Source organism: Salinibacterium sp. SWN167, assembly GCF_015864665.1.
In the GTDB taxonomy this organism is placed as follows: Bacteria; Actinomycetota; Actinomycetes; order Actinomycetales; family Microbacteriaceae; genus Rhodoglobus.
Window position 1 is genome coordinate 394,761 of sequence record NZ_JADYWU010000001.1, and the last position, 18,023, is coordinate 412,783.

Consider the following 18,023-nt stretch of genomic DNA (forward strand, 5'->3'; position numbering starts at 1 on the left):
AAATCAGCGTCGCAAGCTAGACCACTTGCCGGTCGTTGGGGTGCCCGCGGCGGTGAGCGGAGCCTCGGCGATGGGCATTGTTCGTCGGCAGTCGTCCCGGCGCTCTTAGGCTCCGCCCGATGCCAGATTGTGAGAGATAGTCGCGTGATTCAGGGGAAGTTGTGCGGTTTTGTCACAAGAGACATTTCGAATCAATGTGAAGATTTCGGTATCAATGAGGACAATTCGGGGTACGTTTAACGAAGTAGACGTCTTCGTATACCCCATCACCCGGGTTTGTCGAATGGTCTAGTCGTGTTCGATGCGGAGATCTGGCCGTGTCGGGACGTCCCGACTTCAGCCCGTGCATTTCTGCCCTCTCACGACGGTGGATCTGTTTGATCTCTGTGATCAAATCACCCGCAATGTAAGGCCATTACCTGTGAAGCTTTTTCTCCGCCCACTGCTCGTCGCCGCGTTAATCGCAGCGAGTGTCACCGTTCCCGTCACTGCTGCAAGTGCGGCAGGCAACCCCGACGTGCAGCTTGATCGTGAGGTGAGCGCCTCCACTCTGTACGGCAGTGATGTCTCGGTCACGCTCTCGGCGCAGCAGTCATCGGTCCCGGCGATCAACGCCTACAACCTAACTTTCACTGACATTCTGCCGGTGGGCGCTACGCTGACCGACTCGACTTACCCCGTGAGTGAACAGATCCTGTTGTCGGATGGAACGACCAAGGTCATTTGGAGCAACGTCGCTGACCTTTCAGCGGGCATCGTGGTGCCGCTGACCTACTCCTTTGCGTATGACCTTGTCAGCTATGACGTGGATGACTCCTTCACGAGCACCGCTGAAGCCTTCGTCAACTCCAACCCTCGCATCGTCGATGAGTTCGATCCCGTCACCGGCGAGGTTGACGAAGCCACTCGCACCGGCTGGGATACGGCAACCTCCACCACTACGTTGGTGCCGTTCGAGCTCAAGAAGCGCGAACCGAGTACCGAGGGGGAACTCCAGCGCGGCGTTCACGACAACAAAACGGTCTACACGCTCGAAATCACCAACAACAGCGTTAATGACAGCACCAATTTTTCGATCGTTGACTACCTTCCGGCCGGTCTCGAATTCCTCGGATGCTCCAACCAGGACAACACGACCGCAACCGTCGAGGAGTACGCCGGTTCCGGTCGCATCGACGACACCCCGTTGCCGGCTGCTGTTGATTGCAACGGTTTCGTCCCCACGTCTTCGACGGTGACCGTTGACCCCGACGGAGCGGGTCCGCTCCCTAACGCTGTTTACACGAGGGTTGAGTGGTCCTCTCTAGGCACTATCGCCGCCGGCGCGACGCTGACCATTAAGTACGCCGCCGCTATCCCGCTGCGGGAGAACGAAGCATCCGCGCTCAACGCCACCGCGAACCTCGACAACAACACGGGTCCACTCACCGAAGAAGAGCAGCAACTCAAGAACTACGCGGTTGCCACGGGAACCTACGGGGCGTCGGTATACACCGATGACGACACGGCGACAGTGACTGCCGAAGACGTCGCCATTCAGAAGTCCGTCGATCAGCCGGCCATCGCGCAGGGCGGTACGAGCATCTGGTCGCTTGACTTCCAGTCCTCGGAATACGCGCTATCCACGAGCATCCTTTCGGTGGTCGACACGATTCCGGATGGCCTCGACTACGTCGCGAGCTCGCTAACTCCTGAATCGGTAGTGACCAATGCCGACGGAACGATTACCGTCTCGTGGGATGCGGCCGCGTTCGCAGGGGCATCCGCATCCGGCACGATCACTATTACGACGACAACACGCACTGCCTACCGCAACGGTGGTGGCCCGGTGAGTTCCAACGACTCGTGGACGAACTCGGTCGCCCTCGTGGGGACCGCGGAAATCATCACGGACAGCGGAGCGAACACTTCGACCCTTCCTGTGATCGATGAGTCGAGTGCAGGCCAGACCGCGCAGGGTGTCAGCATAAACAAACGCGTCGCTCAGCCGTCGGACATTGCGACTACGTGTGGGGCTGAATCTGGTCTGGCCTTCAGCGAGACCGTTACTGGTCCGTTCCATCCCGGCGACCTCGTGTGTTACGAATTGACCGTTGACTTTCCCGGGATTCTCGACTCCCTCGAAGTTAGCGTGGCCGACTTCTTGCCCGCCGGTTTCACCTATGAAGCTTTCGAGTACACCTCGGCCAGCACCTTGACGGCAGCCGATGGCATCGTCTTCTCCAATGACGCGGGCTCACCTCTGCTCAACTGGAACGTGGGCGAGGTGGATGCCTCGGCCGAATTCCAGGTTCTTGTTTCTGCCAGAATCACCGATCCGGCGGCGATCACTGATGGTTCGATCACCGCGAACATCATGAAGATGACCTACAAGAACACCGCCGGCGATGTGTTCCAGCTGCGCGATCACGCGGACACACTTGTCGAGAAGCCGATCGTCGCTGTGGCCAAAGGCATCACAGAACTCAACACGAATCCCATCAGCGGCGCGCCCGTTGACACCCTCACGGTGCAGGCGACTGATCGGGTGACCTACTCCATCACCGTGACCAACGAGGGAAGCCAAGCGGCCGAGAACATCTCGATCCGAGACAACCTGCCCGCGCTTCTGGAATGCTCCGACATTGAGAACATCAGCGACGCCGGTGCGTGTGGTTCTCCGGCACCCGTGCGCTCCATTGAGTGGATCGTCCCTGGCCCCGTTGCTGCCGGTGGCAGCTACACCGTGACCTACGACGTGATCACCCCGGCAGACTCGTCGCTGGGTGATGTGTTCCTCAACACCACCGGTGTTCGCAACTACGAAGGCGACACCAACAACGGCGACCCACAGGTCTACGTTCCCGAGAGCAATATCGATCCCACTCTCGAAGACGACGCGAACGGCGACGAGGCGACCGACACGGCGACCGCTAACGTCGACCGGCCCACCGTCGTGAAGACCGCGACGACCTCGATCGACGAGGGGGGAAACAACGCTGCTTCCGAAGCGACGACCGGCGAACTCATCACCTACACGGTGACCACCACAATTCCTGAGGGCGGAAGCGCTTACGAAAACCCAGCGGTAACCGACACGATCAGCGATGACCTCGAGATCGTGGGCACCCCGACCTTTACGGTGGGCGGCAGCGCCCCGCAGAACGCGACGGTAAGCGGCCAACTCGTCACGGCGCCGTTGGGGGCGACGTACACAAACGCGGCCAACAGCGGTGACGACCTTGTCGTGCTCACGATTGTCGTGCGCGTGCTCGATGCGAGCGGCCCCGTCCGTGGCGATGTTGTCTCCAATAACGCCACCTTCGCATGGGACCACGTCGATGGCTCGAGCGATTCCGGGGTGAGTGACAGCGTCACGACGACCATCGTTGAGCCTGACATTTCACTGCAGAAGAGCAGCAATGCTGTCGGCGGCGAGGTGGTTGCGGGTCAGCTTGTTGAGTACACCCTTGAACTGCGCAATAGCGGCGCGGCGGATGTCTCGACAGCCCACGACACTGTCGTCGTTGACACCTTGCCCGATGAGGTTCAGCCCGTCGACGCTGCCGGCGATCCCGTCACTGCTGACGCTACGCTCCCCGGTGGTGGCGTGTGGGACGAAAGCGCCCGCACGATCACGTTTACCGTCGCGAGCATTGCGCCCGGCGCAGGCCCCGACCTCACGTATAGCGTTCTGGTCGATGACCCCCTGCGTGGCGGCGCGACCATCGTGAACACGGTGGATGCGACCACAACCTCGATCGCCGGAACTGATCCCGACGAGCGCACCTCCGACTCCGTGCTCGGAACGGAAGCGGGCGGCTACCAAGACTCCAGCATCGTAACTTTGCAGACACCGGGAGTGCACGTCAGTAAGACTGCGACTCCCGCTACGCTGACGATTGGTGAGGTCGTTACCTACACCGTCGAAGTGACCGTCCCGGCGAGCGTTGTTGCTGACGACACGACCATCATCGACACCATGCCCGCCAATGTTCGGTTCGGTGCGTTCGTTGATTCAGCGTGTGACCAAGATGGCACGCCGTGTGCGGCAACCACCGAGGTCATCGGTTCGCCGAGTTCGACCGACCGCACCATTGGTTTCTTCATCGGTGACTTCGACCCTGCTGCGGCTGAAGACCGTGTCATCACCTTCCGGTACACCGGAATCGTGACGACGGCGGCCACAGACGGCAGCACGCTCGTGAACACTGCTCGTCCCTACTGGAACGACACCAACGTCATCACGGGCACGCCGACTACGGTGCCTGACCCTGCAGATTTCGATGCCGTGGGATCGCCGTCGACCGCGAACACTGCGGTTGTCGAACCGACGCTCACGATCGACAAGGCTGTCGCCGGACAGATTGATGACTCTGACGCTCGCCGTGCCAAGCCTGGTGATCCTCTTGAGTACACGATCGTCGTGACCAATACGGGCACGTCGCCCGCATTCGACGTCACGGTGACGGATGCTCCGGATGACCGGGTCACAGCATTCACCACGGTCGACCCGGCCGGTGTCACGAACACCGACGCTGACCCGTCAGATGGAACTCTGAGCTGGAACATCCCCGGCCCGATCGCCGTTGGCGCTTCGGTGACCATCACGTACACGGTGACGATGCCTCTCCTCGACGAGGTCGATGAAGTGGTGAGCGGTGCAGAGATCGTCAACACCGCGGACATCCCGGAATACTTCGGTGTTCCTGCAGCGGACCGCGACGCTCTGATCGACTACAACACCTACGACGACGTGACCGCTGATGTGGTGAGTGTCGAGCTCGACCTCGCCTCGATCGGTGACTACATCTGGTACGACGTCAACAATGACGGTGTGCAAGATGCCACGGAGCCGCTGCTCGAAGGCGTCGGCGTCACCGTCGTCTATCTCGGTGCTGACGGAATCTTTGGCACTACCGACGACGAAACCTTCACCACGGCCGCTGACAGTGCCGGCGAGTACCTCGTCGAAAACGTGCCGGGCGGCACTTACCGCGTCACGGTCGATGCTGCGACTCTTCCGGCTGGAATGACTCCAAGCTATGACCTCGACGGAACCACGCTCACTCCTAACGGCGTGTGGCAAGGAACGCTCGCTCAGAACGCTGCGAAGCGCGACGTGGACTTCGGTTACACCGGTACCGGCTCGATCGGCGACTACATCTGGTTCGATCAGAACTCGGATGGCGTTCAAGATTCCAATGAGCCTGGGCTCCCCGGCGCGACCGCCACAGTCATTTCGGGTGGGCTCGACGGCGACCTCGCGACTACTGCCGACAACCTGACCTTCACGACCTCGACGGATAGCGACGGAAAGTACTCGGTAGGCAACTTGCCCGCTGGTCCCTACACCGTCACCGTGAGCGACCTTCCTTCGGGATATGCCGTGGTCTCCGACCCCAACGGGGGAACGAGCTCGACGTCGACCACCTCATTGACGGCCGGCCAGAACCGCGTCGATCAAGACTTCGGGTACAACGGCACCGCATCCATCGGTGACTATGTCTGGCTCGATCGCAACAACGATGGCGTTCAAGATCCCACTGAGCGTGGCATCAACGGTGCTCAGGTTCAGCTGACGTGGTTCGGCGAAGACGGCATTGAAGGCACCAGCGACGATGGTGTGTTCACGACGACTACCGACGCTCTGGGCGCCTACCTCTTCCCGAACTTGTTGCCGGGAGAGTATTCCGTCGAAATTCTGGGCGGATTGCCTGACGGAGTCGACAACAGCTTCGACCGTGATGGCAACAACGACTCGCAGACTTCGGTGACGTTGGACGTTGGCGACGCCGTGACGGATGTTGACTTCGGCTACTTTGCCGACTCCGTTATCGGAGACCGTGTCTGGTGGGACCGCGATGCTGACGGAGTTCAGGATGTTGGGGAGCCCGGCCTCGGCAACGTTGACATCAGCGTCACTTACTTTGGTGCCGACGGCGTCGCGGGCGGAACTGGCGCCAACGCCGACGTCGTCTACACCACGCAGACTGACGCAGACGGCGACTGGATCGTCATCAACATTCCTGACGGCGAGTACCTCGTAGAGGTGACCGGCGGCATTGCCTCTGGCTTCGTCCCGACCTACGACGACGACAGCGCAACTGTTGGTCTCGGTAACCAGTCGCAGATCACGCTCGATGCCTCCGACCTCAACCAAGACTTTGGTTACGCCGGTGACTCGAGCATTTCCGACACGGTCTGGCTCGACCTCGACAAAGACGGCGTGAAGGATGCTGGTGAGCCTGGTCTCCCCGGTGTCGATGTGACTCTGGTTTGGTTTGGTCCGGATGGAGTGGCTGGCGGGGGCGACGACGTCACGTTCGTCGAAACCACCGATGCCAACGGCGAGTACCTGTTCGATGGGCTCCCCGAGGGCAACTACACGGTCACGGTAGACACCGCGACTTTGCCGGCTGGGCTGCTCCCCACCTTTGACGCTGACGCTGGCGCCAACCAGCCGACGCCGGGAACGCCTGCTTCGGGCGTTGCAGCGAACTCAACGACAGCCGTAGCGCTGCCGGCGGGCACCGATCTCGACACCATCGACTTCGGCTATGCCGCGACAGGGTCACTCGGTGACACGGTCTGGCTGGACCAGAACGGCGACGGCGTTGTTGATTCTGACGAAGCCGGAATCCCCGACGTTGGCGTAACGCTCACATGGGCTGGCCTCGACGGCATCCTCGGTAACGCCGACGACGTGGTCTCGACTACGACGACGGATGAGAATGGAAACTACCTCTTCGAGGACCTTCCGATCGGAACGTTCACGGTGGAGTTGTCGAACCTGCCCGCAGGAGTCGTAGCGACATCCGACCCAGACGGTGGTTTCGATGACTCAGCGCAGGTCACCCTCTCCGCCAGCGAAGAGAACCTCGACCAGGACTTCGGCTACCGCGGTGACGCAGGTGTCGGCGATCTGCTCTGGCTCGACGTCGACAACGATGGGGTGCAGGGCACTAATGAGCCTGGCCTTCCCGGAATCGTGATCACTGTCACGAGCCCCGGCACCGATGGAGTGTTCGGCACGGCTGATGACATCGTCATTATGACGACGACAGATGAGAACGGCAACTACCTCGAAGAGGGGCTGCCTGCCGGAGAAGTGCAGGTCTCATATGACCCCACGACACTCCCCGAGGGATACGTGCCCAGTGCTGATCTCGATGGTGGTGACTTCTTCGACACGACGGCAACGTTGGTCTCCGGAGAGACGCTGCTGGATGTCGACTTCATTGTTATCGGAAGCGCCACCCTCACCGGAGTCGTGTTCGATGACCCTGATGGGGACGGCACCCGTGACAGCGGAGAAGCAGGCATTCCGGATGCCACGGTTGATGTGGTCTGGGCTGGGCCGAACGGTCCCGTCACGATTACGGTAATCACCGACGCAAATGGCGAGTGGATCCTCACGAACCTGCCGGCGGGAACCTACACGGCAACAGTCGACCTCGACACAGTTGATCCTGACTACCGGCCGACTACGGGAACATCGTCGACGGTAGAGTTGCCGGCCTTTGGTTCGCGCTCCGTCATTCAGGGTCTCACGACGATGTTGCTCGCGTTCACCGGCACCAATATCGCTTGGGGCGGTGGGCTTGCGGTGCTTCTGTTGCTTGCGGGGCTTCTGCTCGTTGTGACGCGAGCTCGTGCTGGCGGCAGAGAGACGCGGGCGTTGACAACAGGCAAGTAGTAGCGATTGCACGATAGGCGCGGTGAGTGCGCGGGACCGGATGGTTCTGTTCGCACTCACCGCGTTTGTCGTTGTGGTGGGGTAGCTGGGCGTTAGTTTGGCCTTGTCCTCTATAGGGCCCACAAAGAGGGGGACGTAGACGCTTCTGTGTACCCCTTTTTGTGGGCTATTGGGTGGACTAGGTCTCGTTTAGGCTTGAAATCGGTTTACCTGACGGGCACCCGATATTTCGCTCGTCTGGAACGAACCAACCCGACACCACCCGAGTTCTCTACGGCCTACTTCCCGATATTAGGTAGGCCCTAGGTCAATCCTTAAGGCCTTACCCGTGAAGTTTTTGCTGCGCCCATTGCTCGTCCTTGCCCTGATTGTGACGGGAATAACAGTTCCGGCTGCCGTCGCTACGGCAGCGGGCACCCCCGACGTTCAACTTGACCGCACAGTGAGTGCGTCAACGCTGTACGGCGACGACGTCTCGGTCACGCTCTCGGCGCAGCAAACCTCGGGTAGCAACGCCTACAACCTGACGTTCACTGACGTGCTGCCAGCGGGGGCGACACTCGTGGACTCCACCTATCCGGTGAGCGAAACCATCGCGCTGGCGGGCGGCGCAACGAAGCTCATCTGGAACAACGTGGCAGACCTCTCGTCGGGAGTCGTCGTGCCGTTGACCTACTCCTTCTCCTACAACACCAGCACCTACGATGTGGACGACTCGTTCACGAGCACCGCCGAGGCTTTCGTTAACTCGAACCCTCGTGTGCTCGTAAAGTTCAACGCACTCACGGGCGATGTTCTCACCAGCTCGCGAACCGGGTGGGCAACTGATGAGTCGACGACGACTCTCGTTCCCTTCCTTCTCGACAAGATCGAGCCGAGCACCGAGTCTGAGCTTCACCGCGGTGTGCACGACAACAAGACCGTGTACACCCTCGAGATCACCAACAACGGCGTTAACCCCACCACCAACTTCTCCATCATCGACTACCTGCCGGCCGGTCTTGAATTCCTCGGTTGTTCGACTCAAGATAATAGTGCCGACGGCACCGAAGAGTATCCCGGTGCCGGTCGCATCGATGACACTGCGTTCCCCGCGGCCGTTGACTGCGATAGTTTTGTGCCCTCGACGTCGACCGTCACGGTTGACCCGGATGGCAGCGGCCCGTTGCTGAACGACGTCTACACCAAGGTGGAGTGGAATTCCCTCGGAACCCTCGCTGCGGGCGAGACTGCGACGATCGTGTACGCGGCAGCTATCCCGCTGCGCGAGAACGTTGCCTTCACGGGTGAAGCCACCGCGAACCTCGACAACAACACGGGGGACCTTACTGAAGACGAGCAGCAGCTCACGAACTACGCGGTTGCGGCCGGCACCTACGCGGGCACCGTCTACACGGATGCCGACGCGGCCACTATTTCTGCTGAAGATGTCGCCATCCGCAAGTCCGTTGACGATTCCGACATTTCGCAAGGTGCCACGAGCATCTGGACGCTCTCATTCGACTCCTCTGAGTACGCCCTCGCGACGAGCATCATCACGGTAACCGACACCATTCCTGACGGCCTCGATTACGTCACCAGCTCGCTGACTCCAGAGTCGGTAGTGACGAACGCCGACGGAACCATCACCGTGTCGTGGGATGCCGCAGCTTTTGTGGCGGCATCCTCGCTCGAGGAGATCACCGTAGAGACGCTCACGCGTTCGAACTACCGCGTGCGTAACGGCGCCGGTCCCGTGAGCTCGAACGACTCCTGGACCAACACTGTTGAGCTCGGCGCCGACGCTGAGATCATCACCGACAACGACGGAACAACGTCGACTCTTGCTGTTGTTGACGCGTCAAGTGCGGGGCAAACGGCCCAGGGAATCACGATCGACAAGAAGGTCGCTGAGCCCGCTGAGATGTTGACTCCGTGTGACGCGAGCTCTGCACTCACCTTCAGCGACGGCGTCACTGGCCCGTTCCACCCGGGCGACAGGGTTTGCTATGAACTGACCGTCACGTTCCCCGGAAGCCTCGACACTCTGGATAACACCGTCAATGACTTTCTGCCCGCGGGATTCACTTTTGAGTCGTTCGCTTATGGAAGCGACCACCACGACATCGATGCCGCGGACATCACGTTCGTGAACCCGCCGGTATCGGCCACTGACCCGACTCCGTCGTCTCTCTTGACGTGGACCATCGGCGATGTGAATGCCGCTGCTGTCTTCCAGGTTCTGGTGACGGCGAAAATCACCGACCCTGCCGCGATCGCTGATGGCGACATCACGGCGAACATTATGAAGATGACGTACCAGAACACCGCGGGGGATGTGTTCCAGTTGCGTGATCAGGCAGACACTCGTATCGAGAAGCCGATCGTCACGCTCAGCAAGGGCATCACGCACCTCAACACTGTTGCGGTTGCCAATGGCCCGCTCGATACTCTTGCGGTTCAGGCAACGGACCGCGTGACCTACGCGGTTGTCATCACGAACTCCGGCAGCCAGGACTCCGAGAACGTGTCCATTCGTGACAACCTGCCCTCGTTGCTGGAATGCTCCGAGATCGAGAACATCAGTGACTCTGGTGTCTGTGGCGCCTCGACGTCGCTTCCGCGCTCTATCGAGTGGACGATACCGTCGTTGGATGCCGGGGACTCGTACACGGTTACTTACGATGTGATCACTCCCGCTGATTCTTCGGCTGGCGATATCTTCGTCAACACTGCTGGGGTGCGCAACTACGAGGCCGAGACCAACTCTGGTGGCCAGCAGGTGTACGTTCCCGTCAACAACATTGACCCGACGCTTGAGGCGAGCGCGAACAGCGTTGAGGCCAAGGACACCGCGAGTGTAAACCTGCGTCGTCCGACACTGCTGAAGTCATTTACGACCTCGATCAACGAGTCAGGCAACAACCTCGGCACTCAGGCCACGATTGGTGAGACAGTCACCTACACCGTGAAGACCACAATTCCCGAGGGGTCGTCGGTCTACGTCAACCCGACCGTTACTGACACTCTCAGCAGCCGGTACGCAATCGTGGGAACACCGACCTTCACTGTGAATGGTGGTGCTTCGCAGAACGCCACCGTTGCCGGACAGAAAGTCACCGCATTGATCGGCGCCGACTACGTCAACGCCCCCAATAGCGGTGACGATGACGTCATTCTGACGATCACCGCACGCGTGCTCGATATCGCAGGACCCAAGCGTGGCGATGGCATCACCAACCGCGCGTCGCTCACGTGGCAACGAGTGAACGGCACTAACGATTCGCAGCTGAGCAACACTACGACGACGCGAATCGTTGAGCCCGACATTAACCTCACCAAAAAGAGCAACGCTGTTTCTGGACAGGTTGAAGCTGGCCAGATCGTGACGTACACGCTCGAACTGCGAAACAGTAACGCGTCGAACGTGTCGACCGCGTACGACACCACTGTTGTCGACCACGTGCCGAACACTGTTCAGCCGGTTAACGCCAGCAATGTTCCCGTAACGACCGACCAGACTTTGCCCGGTGGCGGAATCTGGGACGAGAGTGAGCGCACGATCACGTTCACTGTCGCATCGATCCTGCGCGGCCAAGGCCCTGACCTGACCTACAGCGTTCGCATTGTTGACCCGCTTCTGAGTGGTGCGACGATCGTCAACACGGTCGACGCTATTACGTCGTCAATTGCCGGCGGAAACCCGAACGAGCGCACAGCGCTATCACCGCTCGGAACCGAAGCGGGCGGCTACCAGGCCAACGACGACCTCACGCTGCGGGCTCCCGAGCTCGGTGTGAGCAAATCGGCAACGCCGTCGTCACGCACCATCGGTGAGGTCATTACCTACACCGTCGACGTGACCATCCCCAAGGATGTTGTTGCCTACGACGCAACCATCATCGACACGATGCCCACCAACGTGCGCTTCGGTGAGTTCGTGAGCTCGACGTGCGATCAGGCTGGCTCGCCCTGTGCTGAGTCCGCTGCGCTGATCGGTTCGCCGACCACGACGGACCGCACCATTGGCTACTTCATCGGTGACATCGATCCCGCTGAGGCTGAAGTGCGCACCGTCACGATTACCTACACCGGGATCGTCACGACTGCTGCGGCATCCGGAAACACCCTGACCAACACGGTTCGTCCGTACTGGAACAACACCGACACGATCACGGGTTCGCCCACGACCGTTCCGGCGCCGGGTGACTTCGACAAGGTGGGCACTCCGTCAACCGCGAACGTCTCGGTCATCGAACCGCGACTGACGATCGACAAGGATGTTGCTGGCCAGGCCGGAGACTCTGACACTCGTCGTGCCAAGCCGGGCGAAGATCTCGAGTACACGATCGTCGTGCGCAACGCGGGCAACTCGCCCGCCTACGACGTGACCGTCACTGACACCCCCGACTCTCGCGTCACGGACTACACGTCTGCTGCCGTTGTGGGCGTTACCCCCACCGACATCGACCCGTCAGATGGAACTCTGGGCTGGACTATCGCTGGCCCGATTGCGGCGGGCGCGTCGGTGACGATCAAATACACCGTCACGATGCCCGTCGTCGACGAAACGAGCGAACTCGTTTCGGCGCGCGAAGTCATCAACACCGCTGACGTTCCTCACTACTTCGGTGTGGCCCCGAGCGCGCAGGTGACCGGTATCGACTACAAGGACTACGACAACGTGACTCCGGATGTCGTGAGCGTCGAACTTGACCTCGCCTCCATCGGTGACTACGTCTGGTTCGACGTCAACAACGACGGTGTTCAGGATTCCACTGAGCCCGTTCTTGCGGGCGTCGGCGTCACGGTTGTCTACGCGGGAATTGACGGCATCTTCGGCAACACCGACGACGAGACCTTCACCCGCACGACCGACAGCAACGGCGAATACCTTGTCACCCAGCTGCCCGGTGGGTCATACCGTGTAACCGTGGATGCGTCCACGCTTCCCGCTGGAATGACTCCGAGCTACGACCTCGACGGCACCACCGCAACGCCTAACGGCGTGTGGCAGGGAACCCTCGCCGAGAACGACAAGAAGCGCGACGTCGACTTCGGTTACACGGGATCCGGCTCGATTGGTGACTTCATCTGGTTCGACCAGAACAAGGACGGCGTTCAGGACGCCAACGAGCCCGGACTTCCGGGCGCGACGGTCACGGTAGTGTTTGGCGGCCTCGATGGCGACCTCGCCACGACCGCTGACAACATCACGTACACGACGTCGACGGATGAAGACGGCAAGTACCTCGTAGAGAACCTGCCTGCAGGCCCCTACACCGTCACTGTCAGCGACCTGCCTGCGGGCTACTCGGTTGTTTCCGACCCCGACGGCGGCACGAGCGCGACCTCGACGACGTCATTGACGGCCGGCCAGAACCGTGTCGACCAAGACTTCGGTTACGCGGGCACCGCATCCATCGGTGACTTCGTGTGGATCGACCGCAACGGCGACGGCGTGCAAGACAGCACTGAGCCCGGCATCTTCGGTGCCACCGTTGAGCTGACCTGGTTCGGCGAAGACGGCGTGCTCGGCGGTGGCGATGACGGCGTGTTCACGACGACGACTGACGGCGACGGCCTCTACAGCTTCCCCAACCTGCTCCCCGGCAACTTCTCCGTCGCAGTGACGGGCGGGCTGCCTGCTGGCGCCACCAACAGCTTCGACCTCGATGGCGACAACGACTCCGAAACGCCGGTCTCGCTAACGATCGGTCAAGCGGTGACCACCGTCGACTTTGGCTACGACGTCACGTCCGTAATCGGCGACCGCGTCTGGTGGGACCGCAACAAGGATGGCGTGCAAGACAGCAACGAGCCCGGGTTGGCTGGCGTGAAGATTCTCGTCACCTACCTGGGAACAGATGGTGTTCTTGGCGGATCCGGCGCTGCTGGTGACATCGAGTTCGAGGCAACGACAGACAGCAACGGTGACTGGACTGTCACTGAGATCCCCGACGGGAACTTCATCGTCGAGGTTGTCAGTGGCGTGCCTGCTGGCTTCAGCCCGACCTTCGACAACGACAGCGGAACCGCGTCGCCCGACGAAGAGTCTGCGGTGACGCTGGTTGGCTCTGACCTCAACCAGGACTTCGGCTACGCCGGAGACTCGAGCATCTCCGATACGGTGTGGCTCGACCTCAACAAGGATGGCGTCAAGGATGCTGGCGAGCCTGGCTTGCCTGACGCTGAGGTAACCCTCGTCTGGTTCGGCCCGGATGGCGTAGCAGGTGGCGGCGATGACGTCACGTTCGTCGAAATCACCGACTCCAACGGTGAGTACCTCTTCGATGGTCTGCCCGAGGGCAACTACACCGCCACGGTTGACACGACGACGCTGCCTGCTGGCGTAACCCCGACATTTGATGCGGATGCTGGCCCCAACCAGCCGACGGCGACCACGGTTGCTTCCGGCGTTGGCCCGAACTCCACCACTGCGGTCTCGCTGCCTGCAGCGACCGATCTCGACAACATCGACTTCGGTTACATCGGTACCGGAAAGATTGGCGACACCGTCTGGCTCGACCAGAACGGTGACGGCATCCTTGACGACACTGAGTCCGGCATCGCCGAGGTGGATGTCACGCTCACGTGGGCTGGCCTCGACGGCATCCTCGGCAATGAGGACGACGTTGAGTCGACAACGAAGACGGATGCTTCGGGCAACTACCTCTTCGAAGACCTTCCTTCAGGACTCTTCACTGTTGAACTCTCGAACCTGCCCGCAGGCCTGACGTCGACAGTTGACCCTGACGGCGGAGCTGACGACGTCTCTGAGCTCACGCTCACCGGTGGCGAAGAGAACCTGGATCAGGACTTCGGCTACCGCGGTGACGCGGGAGTCGGCGATCTGCTCTGGCTCGATGTCAACAACGACGGTATCCAGGGCACCAATGAGCCTGGCCTCCCTGGCATCGTGATGACCGTTACGAGCCCCGGCTTCGACGGAATCTTCGGTAACGAAGACGACATCATCGTGACAACCACGACCGATGAGAACGGCAACTACCTCGTTGAGGGACTGCCGGCTGGCGAAGTGAAGGTCTCCTATGACGCGACGACGCTAACCGAAGGTTATGTGCCGAGCTCAGACCTCGACGGCGATGTGCTCTTCGAGACGACGGCAACGCTCGTCTCGGGCGAGACCCGCCTCGATGTTGACTTCATCGTGGTCGGTAGCGCAACGCTCAACGGTGTTGTATTCGATGACCCGAACGGCAACGGCGTTCGTGACAGCGGCGACCGCGGCATCCCCAATGCTGAGTTGGATGTTATCTGGGACGGCCCGAACGGGCCCGTCACCGTGCGCGTCACCACCGACGAGAACGGTGCGTGGGAACTCACGAACCTTCCCGCCGGAACGTACACAGCAACAGTCGACCTTTCGTCGGTCGACGCCGAGTACCGCCCGTCAACGGGTACTACTTCAACGGTCGAGCTGCCCGCCTTTGGTGAGCGCTCGGTCATCCAAGGACTCACTACGCTGATGCTCGCCTTCACGGGTTCGAGCATCGCCGCCGGAGGCCTGCTTGCTGGACTGCTCTTGTTGAGTGGATTGCTCTTCCTTCTGCCGACACGTCGGGTGCGTGGCGGAGGGAAACAACTCCTCGCTATCGAGAAGTAGCGGTTACAGCAGCAAGCGAGAAGGCGCGATGAGCGCACCGGGCGTCGGGCTCGGTGTACTCATCGCGCCTTTCGTTGTAACCGGTGACGAACATCACCTTGAGTCACTCCCACTCAACTTTCAGCTATTCGGCTTGACTCTCGACGCGTGCAGGAGCAAACTTGATACAGCGCGACTCAAGTTCGTGCTTCACGAGACTTAAGGAGTAAGAGCACATGGCTCGAGCAGTAGGTATTGACCTCGGAACCACCAACTCGGTAGTTGCCGTCCTCGAAGGTGGAGAACCCACCGTCATTGCAAACGCCGAAGGAATGCGCACCACGCCTTCCGTCGTCGCATTCACCAAGGATGGCGAAGTCCTCGTTGGTGAAACCGCTAAGCGCCAGGCCGTCACTAACGTCGATCGCACTATCGCATCCGTCAAGCGCCACATCGGTACTGACTGGACCGTCAAGATCGACGACAAGAAGTACACCCCGCAGGAAATTTCCGCTCGTACGCTTGCCAAGCTCAAGCGCGATGCCGAACAGTACCTGGGTGAAGACGTCACTGACGCAGTAATCACCGTTCCCGCTTACTTCAACGACGCTGAGCGTCAGGCGACGAAGGAAGCCGGTGAGATCGCGGGACTCAACGTTCTGCGCATCATCAACGAGCCCACCGCTGCTGCACTCGCGTACGGCCTCGACAAGGGCAAGGAGGACGAACTCATCCTGGTCTTCGACCTCGGTGGTGGAACGTTCGACGTTTCGCTGCTCGAAGTGGGCAAGGACGACGACTTCTCCACCATCCAGGTCAAGTCGACCTCGGGTGACAACCGCCTCGGTGGTGACGACTGGGATGCCCGCGTTGTCGACTACCTGATCCAGCGCTTCAAGGACTCGACCGGTGTTGACGTCTCAGGCGACAAGATCGCGAAGCAGCGCCTCAAGGAAGCTGCCGAGCAGGCCAAGAAGGAACTCTCGTCGCAGATGACGGCAAGCATCCAGCTTCCCTACCTCTCGCTCACCGAGAACGGTCCGGCCAACCTCGACGAGACTCTCTCGCGCGCCAAGTTCGAAGAACTGACCGCAGACCTCCTCGAGCGTGTCAAGAAGCCCTTCAACGATGTCATCAAGGAAGCCGGCGTCAAGCTGAGCGATGTTTCACACGTTGTACTCGTGGGTGGATCGACTCGTATGCCCGCCGTTGTTGAGCTCGTCAAGAAGCTCACCGGTGGCAAGGAACCGAACAAGGGCGTCAACCCTGATGAGGTCGTAGCCGTTGGTGCTGCACTTCAGGCTGGCGTGCTGAAGGGTGAGCGCAAGGACGTTCTGCTCATCGACGTCACCCCGCTGAGCCTCGGTATCGAGACCAAGGGCGGAATGATGACCAAGCTCATCGACCGCAACACCGCGATCCCGACCAAGCGCAGCGAGACTTTCACCACGGCGGATGACAACCAGCCTTCCGTGTCGATTCAGGTCTTCCAGGGTGAGCGTGAGTTCACTCGCGACAACAAGAACCTCGGAACGTTCGAGCTCACCGGCATCGCGCCGGCGCCTCGTGGCATCCCGCAGGTTGAGGTCACCTTCGACATCGACGCTAACGGCATCGTGCACGTGTCCGCCAAGGACAAGGGCACTGGCAAGGAGCAGTCGATGGTTATCACGGGCGGTTCAAGCCTGTCGAAGGAAGACATCGAGCGCATGGTTCGCGAAGGTGAAGAGCACGCTGCAGAAGACAAGGCTCGCCGTGAGGCAGCCGAGGTCCGCAACAACGCTGAACAGCTTGCGTACTCCACCGGAAAGCTCATCACCGACAACGCTGAGAAGCTGCCGGAAGATGTGAAGACCGAGGTTCAGGCTGATGTTGACGCGCTCAACACTGCGCTCGCCGGTGACGACGAAGCAGAGGTCAAGACCGCGTTCGACAAGCTCACCGAGAGCCAGCAGAAGCTGGGCGAAGCAATCTACAAGCACCAGGAAGAAAACCCTGAGGCCGCTGCAGAGGGCGACACCGCGACCGCTGATGAAAGCTCTGACGAAGACATCGTCGACGCTGAAGTTGTTGACGAAGACGAAGCTGACACGGACAAGAAGTAGATGCCTGACAAAAACAAGGACCACGACGATAACCAGGATCCGGTGACTCACGACGACAGTCGTGTTGATCCGGAAACCGGCGACGTGAGTGCGGCCGACTCGGCTGCTGCAGAGCACTCTGCAGCAGCCGAGGGGCAGCCTTCCTCCGACAAGGAGCCTGCTGCGGACGCTACGAAGGCCGCCGATGAGTTGAGTCAAGAAGACAAGCGTCTTCTTGAGGAAGCTAGTCGGGACCTCGTCGCTGAGATGCGCGATCAGATGTTGCGCGCCCAGGCTGAGCTGGTGAACTTCCGCACTCGCGTTGAGCGGGATCGAGTAGCGAACCGCGAAGCCGTGATCGCCGACGTCATCCGGTCGTTGCTGCCTGCCCTCGATGATCTCGATCGTGCCGACAAACACGGCGACATTATCGAAGGCACCCCCATCGCTCTTGTTGCGCAGAAGATCAACTCAAGTTTTGAACGCTTCGGCTTGCGCAAGATCGGCGAAAAGGGCGAAGTCTTTGATCCTGCGTTCCACGAGGCTGTTGTTCATTTGAACGATCCTGAGGCGACCGAGAACACGATCGCTGATGTCGTTGAGCCGGGCTACATTCTTGGTGAGCGCGTTGTTCGTGCCGCGAAGGTTGCTGTCTCCGGCCCCACTGATTAGGGCG

General features: G+C 60.5%; 4 protein-coding genes. All 4 read left to right on the top strand.

The features are described from left to right. Window positions 1-421 precede the first annotated feature (421 nt). Window positions 422-7,678: an SdrD B-like domain-containing protein gene (locus I6E60_RS01930; protein WP_197178596.1), complete on the top strand. Its 7,257-nt coding sequence runs from the start codon at window positions 422-424 to the stop codon at window positions 7,676-7,678. A 328-nt stretch (window positions 7,679-8,006) separates the two neighbouring features. Beyond that, window positions 8,007-15,284, top strand: coding sequence for an SdrD B-like domain-containing protein (locus I6E60_RS01935; RefSeq protein WP_197178598.1), 7,278 nt, complete (start codon window positions 8,007-8,009; stop codon window positions 15,282-15,284). Between the two features lie 215 nt (window positions 15,285-15,499). Then, window positions 15,500-17,368 (top strand): molecular chaperone DnaK, encoded by a 1,869-nt coding sequence (gene dnaK / locus I6E60_RS01940; protein ID WP_197156076.1) that lies wholly within the window; start codon window positions 15,500-15,502, stop codon window positions 17,366-17,368. Beyond that, window positions 17,369-18,019 carry a nucleotide exchange factor GrpE gene (locus tag I6E60_RS01945; RefSeq protein WP_231601098.1) on the top strand — a complete coding sequence of 217 codons (651 nt, stop codon included), beginning with the start codon at window positions 17,369-17,371 and terminating at the stop codon, window positions 18,017-18,019. The last annotated feature ends 4 nt before the right edge of the window (window positions 18,020-18,023 follow it).